This window comes from Tepidibacillus sp. LV47 (genome assembly GCF_048381575.1).
Lineage (GTDB): Bacteria > Bacillota > Bacilli > Tepidibacillales > Tepidibacillaceae > Tepidibacillus.
Genome location: NZ_JBLWIF010000005.1, coordinates 47,362 through 61,745, shown reverse-complemented (window position 1 = coordinate 61,745; position 14,384 = coordinate 47,362). Strand labels below are relative to the sequence as shown.

Annotated in this window: 15 protein-coding genes, 2 tRNA genes and 1 riboswitch; of the genes, 14 read left to right on the top strand and 3 right to left on the bottom strand. The window is 37.9% G+C overall.

What is annotated here, in order from left to right; translation table 11 throughout:
• The first annotated feature begins 20 nt into the window (after positions 1 to 20).
• Positions 21 to 211, top strand: a riboswitch (Lysine riboswitch).
• Between the two features lie 119 nt (positions 212 to 330).
• From ACMW72_RS07390 to sdhB, 4 genes are all read left to right on the top strand, one after another.
• On the top strand, positions 331 to 1,539 hold the full coding sequence (locus tag ACMW72_RS07390; RefSeq protein ID WP_418368209.1) for an aspartate kinase: 1,209 nt from the start codon (positions 331 to 333) through the stop codon (positions 1,537 to 1,539).
• Between the two features lie 342 nt (positions 1,540 to 1,881).
• Positions 1,882 to 2,532 (top strand): succinate dehydrogenase cytochrome b558 subunit, encoded by a 651-nt coding sequence (locus tag ACMW72_RS07385; protein WP_418368208.1) that lies wholly within the window; start codon positions 1,882 to 1,884, stop codon positions 2,530 to 2,532.
• A 15-nt stretch (positions 2,533 to 2,547) separates the two neighbouring features.
• The gene (sdhA, locus tag ACMW72_RS07380; RefSeq protein ID WP_418368207.1) at positions 2,548 to 4,308 is read left to right on the top strand and encodes a succinate dehydrogenase flavoprotein subunit; all 1,761 of its coding nucleotides are present in this window, start codon (positions 2,548 to 2,550) and stop codon (positions 4,306 to 4,308) included.
• Complete coding sequence (gene sdhB / locus ACMW72_RS07375; protein WP_418368206.1) at positions 4,305 to 5,054, top strand: succinate dehydrogenase iron-sulfur subunit; 750 nt, start codon at positions 4,305 to 4,307, stop codon at positions 5,052 to 5,054. Before sdhA ends, sdhB begins: the two co-directional genes overlap by 4 nt.
• A gap of 402 nt (positions 5,055 to 5,456) precedes the next feature.
• Here sdhB and tpx read toward each other — a convergent pair whose 3' ends face one another.
• The 3 genes from tpx to ACMW72_RS07360 all read right to left on the bottom strand — a co-directional run bounded on the left by tpx (position 5,457) and on the right by ACMW72_RS07360 (position 7,516).
• Entirely contained in the window at positions 5,457 to 5,963 is a 507-nt protein-coding gene (tpx, locus tag ACMW72_RS07370; protein WP_418368205.1) for a thiol peroxidase, read from the bottom strand.
• A gap of 275 nt (positions 5,964 to 6,238) precedes the next feature.
• Entirely contained in the window at positions 6,239 to 6,508 is a 270-nt protein-coding gene (locus ACMW72_RS07365; RefSeq protein ID WP_418368204.1) for a LysM peptidoglycan-binding domain-containing protein, read from the bottom strand.
• 96 nt (positions 6,509 to 6,604) lie between these two features.
• Positions 6,605 to 7,516 (bottom strand): RluA family pseudouridine synthase, encoded by a 912-nt coding sequence (locus ACMW72_RS07360; RefSeq protein ID WP_418368203.1) that lies wholly within the window; start codon positions 7,514 to 7,516, stop codon positions 6,605 to 6,607.
• Positions 7,517 to 7,633: 117 nt separating this feature from the next.
• On the opposite strand from ACMW72_RS07360, the gene ACMW72_RS07355 reads away from it, so the two are divergent.
• From ACMW72_RS07355 to ACMW72_RS07310, 10 genes are all read left to right on the top strand, one after another.
• A complete protein-coding gene (locus ACMW72_RS07355) occupies positions 7,634 to 8,056 on the top strand; it encodes a hypothetical protein (protein WP_418368202.1) in 423 nt (140 codons plus the stop codon).
• 42 nt (positions 8,057 to 8,098) lie between these two features.
• Positions 8,099 to 9,286 (top strand): M24 family metallopeptidase, encoded by a 1,188-nt coding sequence (locus ACMW72_RS07350; RefSeq protein WP_418368201.1) that lies wholly within the window; start codon positions 8,099 to 8,101, stop codon positions 9,284 to 9,286.
• Positions 9,287 to 9,442: 156 nt separating this feature from the next.
• Entirely contained in the window at positions 9,443 to 9,667 is a 225-nt protein-coding gene (locus ACMW72_RS07345) for a helix-turn-helix domain-containing protein (RefSeq protein WP_132767364.1), read from the top strand.
• A 106-nt stretch (positions 9,668 to 9,773) separates the two neighbouring features.
• Entirely contained in the window at positions 9,774 to 10,208 is a 435-nt protein-coding gene (locus ACMW72_RS07340; protein ID WP_418368200.1) for a MarR family winged helix-turn-helix transcriptional regulator, read from the top strand.
• Positions 10,209 to 10,237: 29 nt separating this feature from the next.
• Complete coding sequence (racE, locus tag ACMW72_RS07335; protein WP_418368199.1) at positions 10,238 to 11,047, top strand: glutamate racemase; 810 nt, start codon at positions 10,238 to 10,240, stop codon at positions 11,045 to 11,047.
• Positions 11,048 to 11,156: 109 nt separating this feature from the next.
• The gene (locus ACMW72_RS07330) at positions 11,157 to 12,218 is read left to right on the top strand and encodes a GerMN domain-containing protein (RefSeq protein WP_418368198.1); all 1,062 of its coding nucleotides are present in this window, start codon (positions 11,157 to 11,159) and stop codon (positions 12,216 to 12,218) included.
• A gap of 153 nt (positions 12,219 to 12,371) precedes the next feature.
• The gene (gene rph / locus ACMW72_RS07325) at positions 12,372 to 13,181 is read left to right on the top strand and encodes a ribonuclease PH (RefSeq protein ID WP_418368197.1); all 810 of its coding nucleotides are present in this window, start codon (positions 12,372 to 12,374) and stop codon (positions 13,179 to 13,181) included.
• Positions 13,153 to 13,773: an XTP/dITP diphosphatase gene (locus ACMW72_RS07320; RefSeq protein WP_418368196.1), complete on the top strand. Its 621-nt coding sequence runs from the start codon at positions 13,153 to 13,155 to the stop codon at positions 13,771 to 13,773. The genes rph and ACMW72_RS07320 overlap by 29 nt, the downstream gene beginning before the upstream one ends.
• A 152-nt stretch (positions 13,774 to 13,925) precedes the next feature.
• A tRNA-Gly gene (locus ACMW72_RS07315) sits at positions 13,926 to 13,999 on the top strand.
• A 9-nt stretch (positions 14,000 to 14,008) separates the two neighbouring features.
• A tRNA-Arg gene (locus ACMW72_RS07310) sits at positions 14,009 to 14,085 on the top strand.
• Positions 14,086 to 14,384 lie beyond the last annotated feature (299 nt).

Below are 14,384 nucleotides of genomic sequence, written 5' to 3'. Positions count from 1 at the left end.
AATGATTGCCTCACTTTCCATTGTGAGGTAGGGGTTGCAAAATTCATGAGTCATCTACGGGAATGACGGGTAAATGATGAACGTAGATAAAAGGGGATTTTGCCGAAGCGTACTTATGAACCTGCATAAGTATAGCTGGGCTTACATCGAATAGGTGTAAGACTGTCACAGTTAAACCATCCCAATTTAACTGTGGAGAACTATCTTGATCTTGGGAGGTGGAGGACTTTTTGTTGTCACTGACAACAGGTAAAGTCTACCTGTTGTTTTTTGTTTATCAAAGGATTTTTTCAGTTTTTTAAATTTGGCAAGTATAATGAGGTGAGCGATATGGGGATCATTGTAAAAAAATTTGGTGGTTCCTCGGTAGCTAATGTCGACCGAATGAAAGCGGTAGCTAAGATCATTGCTAAAACAAAAGATCAGGGCCATCAATGTGTTGTTGTCGTTTCAGCGATGGGGGATCATACCGATGAGTTGATCGATTTAGCTCATCAGATTTCTGCACATCCTTCATCGAGAGAGTTGGATATGTTAATGACGACTGGGGAACAAGTATCCATCTCACTACTCGCCATGACCTTACAAGAGATGGGGTATCGTGCGATCTCTCTAACCGGTTGGCAAGCAGGGATTGAAACAGAAGAGGTTTATGGGAAAGCGAGAATTACCAATATTGATACGAAACGAATTTTGCATGAATTAGAGAAAGATCAAATCGTCATTGTTGCTGGTTTTCAAGGAATTTCCAATCAAGAAATCACAACTCTAGGTAGAGGTGGATCGGATACAAGTGCTGTCGCATTAGCAGCAGCTTTACATGCAGATGTTTGCGAAATTTATACCGATGTTGAAGGGGTATATACCACTGATCCAAGGGTAGTGAAGAATGCCAAAAAATTAAATGAAATTAGTTATGATGAAATGCTTGAACTTGCCAATTTAGGAGCAGTCGTATTACATCCAAGATCTGTTGAGAATGCCAAACACCATAGGGTAAAACTCGTTGTGCGTTCTAGTTTTGTTGATACTCCCGGAACAGAAATTAAGGAGGAGAAATCAATGGAAAATGTTCGTGTTGTTACAGGAGTTGCTTATGACCTAGATGTGACTCGCGTTCAGGTGGTCGATTTAGAAAATAAAATTGATGCTTTAGCCGATTTATTTACGACTTTGGCGAATGAAAATATTAACGTCGATATGATTGTTACGAGTGATTATGAAAAAGATCGAATTAATGTATCGTTTTCCATTAGTGATCAAGATATTGGCCCAACCTTAAAAGTGTTAGAAAAAAAATTAGGAGAACAAGCAAAAGTAAGTCATGATCATCACTTAGCGAAGGTTTCGATTGTAGGAGCAGGGATGATTTCCAATCCAGGAGTAGCAGCAAAAATGTTTAAGATCTTAAGTGATGCAGGAATCCCTATTCATATGGTGACCACTTCTGAGATCAAAGTATCTTGTTTAGTTCCAAAGACACAAGCAAAACAAGCAGTCCAAGTTTTACATGACGCTTTTGAATTAGGGCAGGAATAATTAGAAACATCCCTTCAAACCTTTGAAGGGATGTTAATCTCTTATATAATGATTTATATTTTCTAAATTTTTTTAAAAAAAACCAAAAAGGCCGATATTTCCATGATTTCCTGAGTTTCATACCGATTCTTTCACTCATGTCCTTTTTGACGCTTGCTAGGATAGAGGAGTACAATGAATTTTGAGATAAAATATTCCTTTTTTTGGTTTCACTCAATGAAACCTTTTTAAACTAGTTGTTAGAATATGAAAAAAGGAGGTTTAAGGGGAGGGAATGAAAGAGGTCTAGGAGGAACGTAAAATACAAATTGCTTTTCAATCTTTAAAGGGGGGAAATTGTTTATGGCAACTTCGCATTTTTTTAATCGCAGGTTGCACTCCTTATTAGGAGTTATTCCTGTAGGTGTGTTTTTATTGATTCATTTAACGGTTAACTACATGGCAACAAGAGGACCTGAATCCTTTAACAATGCTGCAGGTTTTATGGAAAGCTTACCTTTTCTACCAGTTCTTGAGTGGGTACTGATTTTCTTACCACTTTTATATCACGCAATTTATGGACTTTATATTGCATTTCAGGCGAAGCATAATGTTGGTAACTTTAGTTACGTCCGTAACATAATGTTTATGTTACAGCGTTACACAGGTATTATTACTTTAATCTTCGTTGGTTGGCATGTATGGGAAACGCGGGCTCAAATGGCTCTCGGAACCAAGGAACTGAACTTTAACATGATGGCTGATATTTTACAAAATAATTGGATGATGGCTTTTTATATCGTTGGTGTGATTTCGGCGATCTTCCATTTTTCTAACGGAATGTGGTCATTCTTAGTAAGTTGGGGAGTTACGATTGGTCCACGATCACAAAGGATTTCAACTTATGTGTGGATGACGGTATTTGTTCTTGTATCGATCGTTGCAATCTCTTCATTATTCTCTTTTACAAATGCTGAGTATATTAAAGAAGCAGTCAATTTAACAACTCATTAAGGGGGGAGCGGGAAGATGAGTAATCAAAGAATCATAATAGTTGGTGGTGGATTAGCAGGTTTGATGGCAACCATCAAAGTTGCAGAGGCAGGTGTACATGTCGATTTATTTTCTTTAGTACCAGTTAAGCGCTCTCATTCCGTTTGTGCGCAGGGTGGAATTAATGGTGCTGTCAATACAAAAGGTGAAGGCGACTCTCCATGGATTCATTTTGACGATACCATCTATGGTGGGGACTTCTTAGCCAACCAACCTCCTGTAAAAGCAATGGCTGAAGCAGCTCCTGGAATCATTCATCTATTTGACCGAATGGGTGTTATGTTTAATAGAACTCCTGAAGGACTTCTTGATTTCCGCCGTTTTGGAGGTACGAAACATCATCGAACCGCTTATGCTGGTGCAACAACGGGGCAACAACTACTCTATGCTGTTGATGAACAGGTTCGCCGTTGGGAAGTAGCAGGATTAGTAACCAAATATGAACATTGGGAGTTCTTATCTGTTGTTCTTGATGATGAAGGAAGAGCAAGGGGAATTGTTGCTCAAGATTTAAGAAGCATGGAGATACATACCTTTGTCGGCGACGCTGTTTTATTAGCAACAGGTGGACTAGGTATGATCTTTGGTAAGTCAACGAACTCTGTTATTAACACCGGTTATGCAACTAGTGCGGTTTACCGTCAAGGTGCTATTTATGCAAATCCAGAGTTTATTCAAATACACCCAACTGCAATACCCGGCGATGATAAAGACCGTTTAATGTCAGAATCCGCTCGTGGTGAAGGTGGAAGAATTTGGACTTATAAAGATGGAAAACCTTGGTATTTCTTAGAAGAAAAATATCCCGCATATGGAAACCTTGTGCCTCGTGATATTGCTACAAGGGAAATTTTCCACGTTGTTGTTGATCTTGGCTTAGGGGTAGATGGAGAAAACAAAGTTTATCTAGACCTATCTCATAAAGATCCCAAAGAGCTCGATATTAAACTTGGCGGGATTTTGGAAATTTATGAAAAATTCGTTGGCGACGACCCAAGAAAAGTTCCAATGAAGATCTTCCCAAGTGTTCATTATTCAATGGGAGGATTATGGGTTGATTATGATCACATGACAAATATTCCTGGCCTTTTTGCTGCAGGTGAGGTCGATTACCAATATCATGGAGCGAACCGTTTAGGGGCAAACTCATTATTATCTGCAATCTATAGTGGTATGGTTGCAGGTCCTAAGATGGTTGAATATATCAAAGGATTAAAGAAAGCTTCTGCAGATGTATCGAGCAAATTCTTCGAAGAACAAAAACGCAAAGAACAAGAAAAATACGATGCAATCACGAAGATGAATGGCAATGAAAATCCGTATAAACTTCATGAAGAACTTGGGAAGTGGATGACAGAGAACGTAACTGTTGTTCGTTACAACGATCGTCTCCTCAAAACCGATGAAAAGATTCAAGAGCTTATGGAACGTTATAAACGCATCAACATTGAGGATGCTTCGAAATGGAGTAATCAAGTTACCACCTTTACCCGTCAGTTAGAAGGCATGCTTGTCTTGGCTCGTGCAATTACAATGGGGGCTTACCATCGCAATGAAAGCCGTGGAGCTCATTACAAGCCAGAGTTTCCAAATCGTAATGATGAAGAATGGTTAAAGACGACGATGGCAAGATATACCCCTGATGGTCCTGTATTTAGTTATGAAGATGTGGATGTCTCTTTAATCAAGCCAAGACCTCGAAATTATGCCGTTTCGAAGGAGGAGACAATGAAATGAGTGAAAAAAAGATCCATTTAATTATAACTCGTCAAGATGGACCTGATTCAAAACCTTACAAGGAAGAATTTAAAATTCCTTACCGCCCAAACATGAATGTCATTAGTGCTCTCATGGAAATTCATAAAAATCCGGTAAATGCGAAAGGAGAAAAAACCAAACCTGTCGTTTGGGAAATGAACTGCTTGGAAGAGGTTTGCGGTGCCTGTTCAATGGTGATCAATGGGAGACCACGACAAGCTTGTAGCGCATTGATTGATAAATTAGAACAGCCCATTCGTTTAGAACCAATGAGTACATTTCCGATTATTCGGGACTTGATGGTTGATCGAAGTAGAATGTTCGATGCGTTAAAACGGGTTAAAGCTTGGATCCCAATTGATGGAACCTATGATTTAGGACCTGGTCCAAGAATGCCTGAACATACTCGTCAATGGGCCTATGAATTGTCGAAATGTATGACATGCGGGGTATGTATGGAGGCGTGTCCAAACGTAAATAGCAAGTCTGCATTTATTGGCCCATTTGCCATCAGCCAAGTTCGTTTATTCAATACCCACCCAACTGGTGCAATGAATAAGTGGGAGCGTTTAGAAGCACTTATGGGCGATGGGGGTGCCACAGACTGTGGTAACTCACAAAACTGTGTTCAAGCCTGTCCGAAGGGAATTCCATTAACGACATCCATTGCAGACATTAACCGTCAATTAACGATTTATTCCTTTAAGAAGTTCTTTGTGAGCTAATATATATGGAAAATATTGGCTGCCCTAAAAAGCTTTATGCCTTAAAGGGTGGCCCTTTTAAAATGAAATGGCTTGTATGTTCTAACACTGCTCCTAACCTTACGGCTTTCCGTAAATAAGGTCGGTAGGAAAGCACGTTATAAAACATACAAACCTATTTTTAAAACAGTTTTTTAAAGAAAATTTTCTTAAGGTTAGACAAGATTGTTCAACGATAGGGATCGTAAGAGTGCGATTCACCGATTTAGTATTCATCAGCTTCACCTCCGATTGTAAAGTTGGTCAATTGAAAAGAAGTTTTCATAATGCAACATTTATACTATATTTCTAGTGTAAAATTAAAAAATGTGATAAAAAAGAGAAGGGGTTTTCCCTTCTCTCATCATTGGCATTAATCGGCATTTACTCTGCCGCTTTAATTGCTTCTATAGCTTTTTCGTAATCTGGGTGATCGGTAATTTCTTTTACATATTCCACATAAGTGACTTCATTTTTTGAATTCACCACAAAAACAGCACGAGCTTCTAAACGAAGTTCTTTGATATATGTACCATAAGCACTGCCAAAAGACATGTTTTGATAATCGGATAATGTAATCACTTTATCAATACCTGCGGCTCCACACCAACGCTTTTGCGCAAAAGGTAAATCAACGCTAATGGTTAAAACCGTTGCATTTAATTTCGCAGCTTCTTCATTAAAACGTCTTGTTTGTGCATCGCAAACAGGTGTATCAAGGGAAGGAACTACACTAATAAGTTTAACCCCTGTAAAATCTTTTAATGATAATGGATTTAAATTATTATCAACGACAGTAAAATCAGGTGCTTGATCTCCCACTTTAATTTCTGGACCGAGTAAAGTAACTGGTTTACCTGCAAATGTAACAACTCCAAAACGTTCTTCCATATGTAAATCCTCCTTCAATATTAACAACTTTATTATAGTTATAAACTAACTATATTTAATATAATAACAAGTGCTCAATTTGAAGTAAAGTTCGATTTACACTTAGGAAATTCATTTTAATTTTTTATTCACACTTTTCTGTCTAATAAATATAATACATTGAAAGCCCCCCTTATAAACTGTTCCCCGGTAAAACATATTTTATTACCCAAGGTCTACCTTGGGATTTTTTTATACTAAAAAAGGTCAGAGAATGAAATAAAAAAGAAGAAGGGTTAACCTTCTTCCTCATCTTTCCTTACACGTCCCTGCTCTAGACGTGAAACACGTCTTTCTAAACGATTCACCTTTCTTTCTAATCGTTCTACCCGCTCTACTAGAGTACGAGGTGATGGAGTAGGCGGAACAGGAATGAATAAGGGTTGACCAACGTAAATCAAATTTGGATTGGTAATTCCATTTGCCCGCATAATGGCTTCGGGCGTCGTGCCAAACCGTTGAGCGATTGACCAAAGATTATCTCCAGGTTGCACAATATAAGTCATGTTTAGAACCTCCTTTGAAATATGTTCATAACAGGATATGTTCTTACTAGGGAGATGTGTATAATCAATCGCCCATTTTCAGCCTATGCACAGAAATTAGGCTAAATGATGAAAGAGAAAGCTTTGCATGTCTAATGGTAAAGGGGCTTGGAAATGAAGAGACTCACCTGTTCTTGGATGATCAAACTCTAATTGAATCGCATGTAGAGCTTGTCTTTGCATCCCATTATCCCCAGTTTTTCCACCGTATAATTCATCACCAACAAGAGGATGGCCGATATAACTCATATGGACACGGATTTGATGCGTTCTTCCAGTAGCCAATTGTAATTCAATTAAAGTCGCGTCACTAAACCGCTCAATCACTTTATAATACGTGATTGCTGGTTTTGCATCAGGATGAAGGTCAGTAACAACCATTCGACGTAAGGGATGATCCGGATCTTTCATAATAGGAGCATCAACGATTCCTTTATCTTCAGCTACATAACCATGGACAATCGCACGATATGTACGTTTTAAAGTTCGATCTTGGAGTTGAAGGGATAGTTTATGATGAGCGTATTGATTTTTGGCAATGACAAGTAATCCAGAAGTATTTTTGTCCAGCCTGTGGACGGGCCGAAAACGAAACTGCTCACCTTTTAATTTCCAATGATGAACCAAACCATTGGCTAACGTTTGATTAGGATGGGATTTAGTTGGATGAACGACAATACCTGCAGGTTTATTCACAACCACAATATCTTGATCTTCATAAATGATCTCAAAGTCGACAGGTTCTGGAGAAATATATTCTGATGTTTCAATGGGAACAAAGATTTCTAGTAAATCGCCTCGATGAACGCGAACAGTGACGTAAACAGGTTCCCGATTTAAATAGATTCCTTTTGTATTTTTCACTCTACTTAAAGATTTTCTTGAAAATTGATAATGCTTTAACAGGATTTCTTTTATCATTAGACCGTCCCATTCTATAGGAATCGAGATTCGGATTAACGGTTTCATAGGAAAACTCCTTCAGTAAAGATGATCCTTAAGAATTATTTTTGATCATCTTTCTCATTCTAATACTAAATATACTTTAACATCATACCATAATTTATATTGAAAGGATAAAGAAAGATGTTTTTTCATGGAATTGATGCAGAGCATTTATTGATTCAATACCCCATATTATCACCTCGGTTAACCATCTTTCGCCAAAATCTTGTACAAAAAAAAGACCGAAAACACTTACTAGAGCAATTTGGTTTTGAACCGGTTCATTTTTTAGAGTCTAGTAAAACGTATTCAGTCAAAAGCTGTTTAAATTCCTGTTTCGCTTTTGGCAATGTTGTCTTTGCTTTTTCATCATTACCCCAACCTCTTTTACAACTCTCTTCTCACGAGGTAGGAGTACCTGTTGTCGATACGCGTAAAGCCAACGCCATTTTCATTCAAAACCGCGATTTGGTTAATGAAATGAAAAGACTTTATCCTAATATTCCTATCATTATCGTCAATAGTAAAAGGTTTTCACATACGGCTATTTCCGATAGAATATAAATAGTAAGAAAATTAAGAAATAGGAAAAGGATGGATGTAAGTATGCATTACTCATTGGTTCCTGAAAAGGAGATTCAGGCAAGAATTGAAAAACTGCAAGAGCAATTGAAAAATCATGGGATTGATTGTGCACTGATTGCACAAAATGTTGATCTGTATTATTTTTCCGGTACCATGCAAAACGCAATGATAGTTATTCCTGCTATAGGAAATGCGAGTCTTTTCGTGAAAAAAAGTCTAGAAAGGGCAAAAAGTGAATCAACGATCAGAACCTTACCAATGCCTAGTATGAAGCAATTTCCACAACAATTGCGGGATCTTGGCATACACTATCAAAAAATGGGGTTAGAATTGGATGTACTTCCTTATGGACATTTTCAGAGAATGCAAAAAGTGTTTGTAGAAACGGAGTTTGTCGATATTTCACCAATCATTCGTAAACAAAGAAGTGTGAAATCAGCCTATGAAATCGAAGCGATTCGTCAATCGGCAAAAGTGGCTTATGAAGCGATATTAGAAGTACCAAAAATTTTAAAACCGAATATGAAAGAAATTGATTTCGCCTCTGAGATTGAAAAGTTTGTTCGAATGCGAGGCCACATTGGTAATCTAAGGCTTCGAGCTTTTAATCAAGAGCTTTTCCTTGGGATGATTGTTTCTGGTGAAGCAGCGGCAAAACCAACGGGCTTTGATGGCCCCGCTGGAGGGGAAGGTCTTTCTCCAGCGATACCTCAAGGAGCAGGATGGAAAGAGATAAAAGCAAATGAACCGATTTTAATCGATATTGCAGTGGCGGTAAATGGTTATATCGTAGATCAATCACGGATCGCCGTCATAGGGAAATTAGACCCTCAATTAGAAGAAGCATATCAAGTCGCCGTCCAAATCATCAAAGAGATGGAGAAAAGTGCCAAACCAGGAACGTTATGGTCTGAACATTATCTTCATGCGGTAAAAATGGCGGAAGAGGCAGGATTAAAAGACTATTTTATGGGTTTTAAACAAGATCAAGCAAAATTTCTTGGTCATGGTGTAGGATTGGAATTGGATGAATGGCCTGTTCTAGCAAAAGGGTTAGACCAGCCTTTAGAAGCAGGAATGGTAATTGCAATTGAGCCAAAATTCACTTTTCCTGGAAAAGGGGTTATTGGTATTGAAAATACCTATGTTGTGACAGAAAATGGTTTAGAGGCGTTATCTTATGCACCTGAAGAAATCATTCGAATATAATAACATTGTCTTCCCATTATCCTTCAACCCTTGCAAAGGGCAAAAAATAGGTGATTGACTCACAACCAGCTATGCACTTCTTGAACATAACGCACATAAAATAATCTGAAATCTCCCTTGTGAGTTGATGAGCCCGAGCAAGGAGGGGTGGAACTTTTGAAGGGTAATGACCAGCACGCTAAACCATTATTAACAAATCGGGAAAGAGAAGTATTCGAATTATTAGTACAAGACAAAACGACCAAAGAAATTGCCAAACAATTGTTCATTAGTGAAAAAACGGTACGTAACCATATTAGTAACGTGATGCAGAAATTAGGTGTGAAGGGTCGTTCGCAAGCGGTTGTTGAATTGGTTCGGCTCGGGGAACTAAAAATCTAAGCCCTTGAGAGCCCCCTAAAAAAGCCCGCTAGGAAACTAGTCGGGTTTTTTTAACGAAAACTTTGATATAATAATGCCATTAGATTTATATTGTTGGAGGGAGATCATGAAGCATTCCCCGGAACAAATAAAAGAAATTGAATATGTATTACGCAAAATTAGTGGGATTATTAAGCAGAAAGGAAGAGAGATTCTTAGTGAGTTTCCCATTACTCCCCCTCAATTTGTCGCACTGCAATGGTTAAATGAAGAAGGAGATATGACAATTGGAGAATTGAGCAATAAAATGTATCTTGCTTTTAGTACCACGACTGATTTAGTTGATCGGATGGAGAAAAATGGATTGGTTGAAAGAATACGGGATCAAAAAGACCGTAGAGTGGTTCGGATACATCTTTTGAATAAAGGAAAAGAGATTATTAATGAAGTTTTAGAGACAAGGAGAGCGTATCTTGCTCATATCTTAGAAAGTATGTCTCAAGAAGAAGTGAATCAGATGGCCATATCACTTCAACAGCTTTTTAAGAAAATGAATGAGTAGATTTACAAAAATTCTAGGAGGAACCTAAGATGGAAGAACAAAACGCAATAGGAATCTTGGACTCTGGCGTCGGAGGTTTGACGGTTGTCAAAGAAGTATTTCGGCAACTGCCAAGAGAAAAAATCATCTACTTTGGCGATACAGCTAGATGTCCATATGGCCCTCGGCCAGCTGAAGAGGTAAAAAAATTCACATTAGAGATCGTCGATTTTTTGCTCACTCAAAACGTTAAAATGATTGTGATCGCTTGTAATACGGCAACCGCAGCAGCCTTAAACGAAGTGAAAAAGAAGGTCAAGATTCCTGTTGTTGGTGTGATCCGCCCGGGAAGTTTAGCTGCGATTAAGCATACACGAACGGGAGAAATCGGTGTGATTGGGACGGAAGGAACCATACAAAGTGGTGCATATGAAAAAACATTAAAACAAATTAATCCCAACTTAAACATTACAAGTTATGCTTGTCCAACTTTGGTTCCTCTTGTTGAAAGTGGAATCGAAGATGAAACCATGATTCGCCAAGTGGTGAAAGAAGCATTACAACCGATTTTGAACCAAAAAATGGATTCCTTAATTCTCGGATGTACTCACTATCCACTGATTAGTCAATATATTCAAGAAGTAGTGGGTGAGCAGGTAAAATTATTAAGTTCTGCTGAAGAAACGGCTAGAGAAGTGAGTACAATTTTGCACTACCAGAATCTCCTTAATCAGACTGAAAATCATCCAAAACATCTTTTTTATACAACAGGTGATGTGGATCATTTTAAACAAATTGCAGAAAAATGGTTAGGAAGAACGATTGAAGTGACTCATATCGATCTCTCGAAAGTAAAATGAAGAAAAAAGTTCTATCAAAAAATGATAGAATTTTTTTTGGACAAAAAAGTACTAAATTTCCTTAAGGCTCGTATACATAGAAGTAGAATTGCCTTGAGGAGGGGAAAATATGTTCAAACGGAACAAATTATCATTGCTGATCATCTTAAGTCTAGCATTTATTCTATTATCTGGATGTGGAATATTTGGACCTGAGGAAACTTCAAAGGAAATTGATCCACCGCCTGCTTTGGATGTAAAAGATAATACAGGTACACTTGATGTAACGACTAAAGAAAATGAAGAAGCAACGACGGCAGATCAAAAAGAACAAGTGAAATTTACGATCTATTTTTTTGATGAAAAAGGTGATGTTGTTCCCTACACTATGGATATTCCAAAGGTTGAAGGGATCGGTCAAGAAGTGTTAAAGTACATGACCATTGGTGGGCCAGCTGAAGGCAAAATCCCTCAAGGGTTTAAACCCGTTTTACCAAAAGGAACAAAGGCTACAATGAATGTGAAAGCTGATCAAAAATTAGCCATCGTTGATTTTTCTAAGGAATTTTTATCTTATGAGGCAAAATCTGCTGCTGATGAGAAAAAGATTTTAGATGCAATTACATGGACATTAACGGAATTTCCAACCATTGATCAAGTGGAAATTCGGGTCAATGGTTATCCATTAGAATCGATGCCTACATGGAAAACACCAATTGTTGGACCTTTAAGCCGAGCAGATGGCATCAATTTAGAATTGGGGAATAACATTAAGATTGGACAAACGACTCCTGTAACTCTTTATTTTTATCGGAGTACAGGTAATAAAGAATATCTTGTTCCTGTAACAAGAATGGTACAAAAGACCAATGATTTAGCAAAAGCCACACTCGAACAATTAGTGATTGGTCCGAAAGTAGGTTCTGGATTAACTTCTCCAATTTTACCATCAACCAAAATCCTCGATGTAAAATTGGATCGTCAAGTGGTGATTGCAAATTTTGATGAGCAAATCTTGGGACCGAATCATGAACTGACAAATCGAGAATTAGACATCCTCGTTTGGTCATTGACGGAAAATACAGGTGCTAAATCCATTCAAATCAAAGTTAATGGAAAAACGGAAGGTTTAAAAGGAAACTTAGCAAAACCAATCACTCGTCCAGAAAAAATTAATGCCTCGATTTTATAATGAAAAAAGTTTTGTTATAATATGGTAGAAGGAAAACAAAGGAGGTAGTCAGCTACCCCTTTTTTCTTTTTCCCGCCTTTAACTTCTTTTAAAATGTTGGATGTTCAAAGGAAAGATGGCAAATACTAAGATATAAAGAATTGGGGGAAGAAAATGAGACCAGATAACAGAAATGCAGATGAACTACGAAAAGTAAAAATCACCAACCAATATATTAAGCATGCAGAAGGCTCTGTTTTAATTGAAATAGGAGATACAAAAGTGATTTGCACAGCAACGGTAGAAGATAAAGTCCCAAATTTTATGCGGGGGGAAGGAAAGGGTTGGATCACCGCCGAATATGCTATGATCCCCAGAGCAACCCATACAAGAAATCCGCGAGAATCTACCAAAGGAAAGATTAGTGGCCGAACAATGGAAATTTCGAGGTTAATTGGCAGAGCATTGCGTTCTGTCGTTGATTTGCAAGCTCTAGGAGAGAGAACCATTTGGCTTGATTGCGATGTCATTCAAGCAGATGGTGGAACGAGAACGGCTTCGATCACGGGAGCATTTGTAGCAATGGCAGATGCTTGTTATAGGTTAGTTCAAGAAGGAAAACTAACAAAAATGCCGATTCGCAATTTTGTAGCGGCAACAAGTGTAGGAATCATTGAGAATGAAGCAAGATTAGACCTTTCTTATGAAGAAGATTCTCAAGCCATCGTGGATATGAACATTGTGATGACCGATGAAGGGAAGTATGTTGAAATACAAGGAACAGGTGAAGAAGCTCCTTTTACAGGTGATGAATTGATGGAGTTACTTCGTTTAGGCAAAAAAGGAGTAGAAGAATTAATCCAGGTTCAAAAAGAAGTGATGAAAGAATATGTTGATCTCATTGGAAAAAAAACAGAGGCTAAAGGAGAAATAGAGGTTGGAGGAGAAACACAAGTTGAAGAAAAACCAAGTAGTGAACAATAAAATCGTTCTCGCGACGAAAAATCAAGGTAAGGTTCGAGAATTTAAGGCGTTATTTTCTGAACTTGGTATTGAGATTTTATCAATGAAGGAACTTGCAAACGTTCCTGAAATCATTGAAGATGGGAATACGTTTGAAGAAAATGCGAAGAAAAAAGCGGAAACGATCTGTAAATTAACAGGGGTACCTACCATTGCTGATGATTCGGGTCTTGTCGTGGATATATTAGGCGGAGCTCCAGGGGTCTATTCTGCTCGTTATGCTGGTGAACATGCGACAGACGAAGAAAATAACCAAAAATTACTTCAAGCATTAGCAGGAATACCGATGGAAAAACGTACTGCTCATTTTGTTGCCTATTTAGCCTTTGCTGTACCCAATAGCGAAACGATTGGTGTACAAGATTCGGTCGATGGTTATATCCTTGAATCGCCAAGAGGACAATATGGATTTGGTTATGATCCATTGTTTTATCTCCCCGAATATAACAAAACAATGGCAGAACTTAATCCAGAAACGAAAAATAGAATTAGTCACAGAGGAAAAGCGATGAGAAGATTATTTCAAATGTTAAAAGATCAATGGGAGCAATAGCTCTCTTACAAAAAATGAATAAAAATGAATGGCTTGTATGTTCTATAAAAACATACAAGCCAAGCTTATTATAAAAAATCATTTATACATATTGACCTTAAATTTTAAACTTGTTATAATATCTTTTGTCTTTGGGATATTGAATAAGATTTGCGGATGTAGTTCAATGGTAGAACATCGGCTTCCCAAGCCGACAACGCGGGTTCGATTCCCGTCATCCGCTCCATAGCAATCTGTCTCAGTAGCTCAGCTGGATAGAGCAACGGCCTTCTAAGCCGTGTGTCGGGGGTTCGAATCCCTCCTGGGACGCCATTACATAAAAGCAAGTAAAACGGCCTTTCTTATGTTGGATAGCAAACATAAGAAAGGTTTTTTCTTGTATAATTTAAAAAATTCTATTGTTTTGTCATTCATTTTTCGCTATATTTAAACTAGCGCCTTCGATCACGAAGACGTTTTTTTCATGTGAGGTAAATGTTTTTTATTGTTTTAAAAGAAATAGGTTTATGTTATAATGTAGTGGTTATACTGTGATATAAAGTATTACATATTTTTGGAAAAAATCATGGTATTGTTCCGTTTGGAAGAGTATTAGGAGGGGAAAGGAATAG

Excerpts from the sequence above, each read along its gene's own strand:
- rph (WP_418368197.1), top strand. The coding sequence starts at position 12,372 with ATGAGACCAGATAACAGAAATGCAGATGAACTACGAAAAGTAAAAATC.
- racE (WP_418368199.1), top strand. The coding sequence starts at position 10,238 with ATGGAAGAACAAAACGCAATAGGAATCTTGGACTCTGGCGTCGGAGGT.
- sdhB (WP_418368206.1), top strand. The coding sequence starts at position 4,305 with ATGAGTGAAAAAAAGATCCATTTAATTATAACTCGTCAAGATGGACCT.
- ACMW72_RS07355 (WP_418368202.1), top strand. The coding sequence starts at position 7,634 with ATGTTTTTTCATGGAATTGATGCAGAGCATTTATTGATTCAATACCCC.
- tpx (WP_418368205.1), bottom strand. The coding sequence starts at position 5,963 with ATGGAAGAACGTTTTGGAGTTGTTACATTTGCAGGTAAACCAGTTACT.
- ACMW72_RS07340 (WP_418368200.1), top strand. The coding sequence starts at position 9,774 with ATGAAGCATTCCCCGGAACAAATAAAAGAAATTGAATATGTATTACGC.
- ACMW72_RS07360 (WP_418368203.1), bottom strand. The coding sequence starts at position 7,516 with ATGAAACCGTTAATCCGAATCTCGATTCCTATAGAATGGGACGGTCTA.
- sdhA (WP_418368207.1), top strand. The coding sequence starts at position 2,548 with ATGAGTAATCAAAGAATCATAATAGTTGGTGGTGGATTAGCAGGTTTG.
- ACMW72_RS07385 (WP_418368208.1), top strand. The coding sequence starts at position 1,882 with ATGGCAACTTCGCATTTTTTTAATCGCAGGTTGCACTCCTTATTAGGA.
- ACMW72_RS07350 (WP_418368201.1), top strand. The coding sequence starts at position 8,099 with ATGCATTACTCATTGGTTCCTGAAAAGGAGATTCAGGCAAGAATTGAA.
- ACMW72_RS07365 (WP_418368204.1), bottom strand. The coding sequence starts at position 6,508 with ATGACTTATATTGTGCAACCTGGAGATAATCTTTGGTCAATCGCTCAA.
- ACMW72_RS07390 (WP_418368209.1), top strand. The coding sequence starts at position 331 with ATGGGGATCATTGTAAAAAAATTTGGTGGTTCCTCGGTAGCTAATGTC.
- ACMW72_RS07330 (WP_418368198.1), top strand. The coding sequence starts at position 11,157 with ATGTTCAAACGGAACAAATTATCATTGCTGATCATCTTAAGTCTAGCA.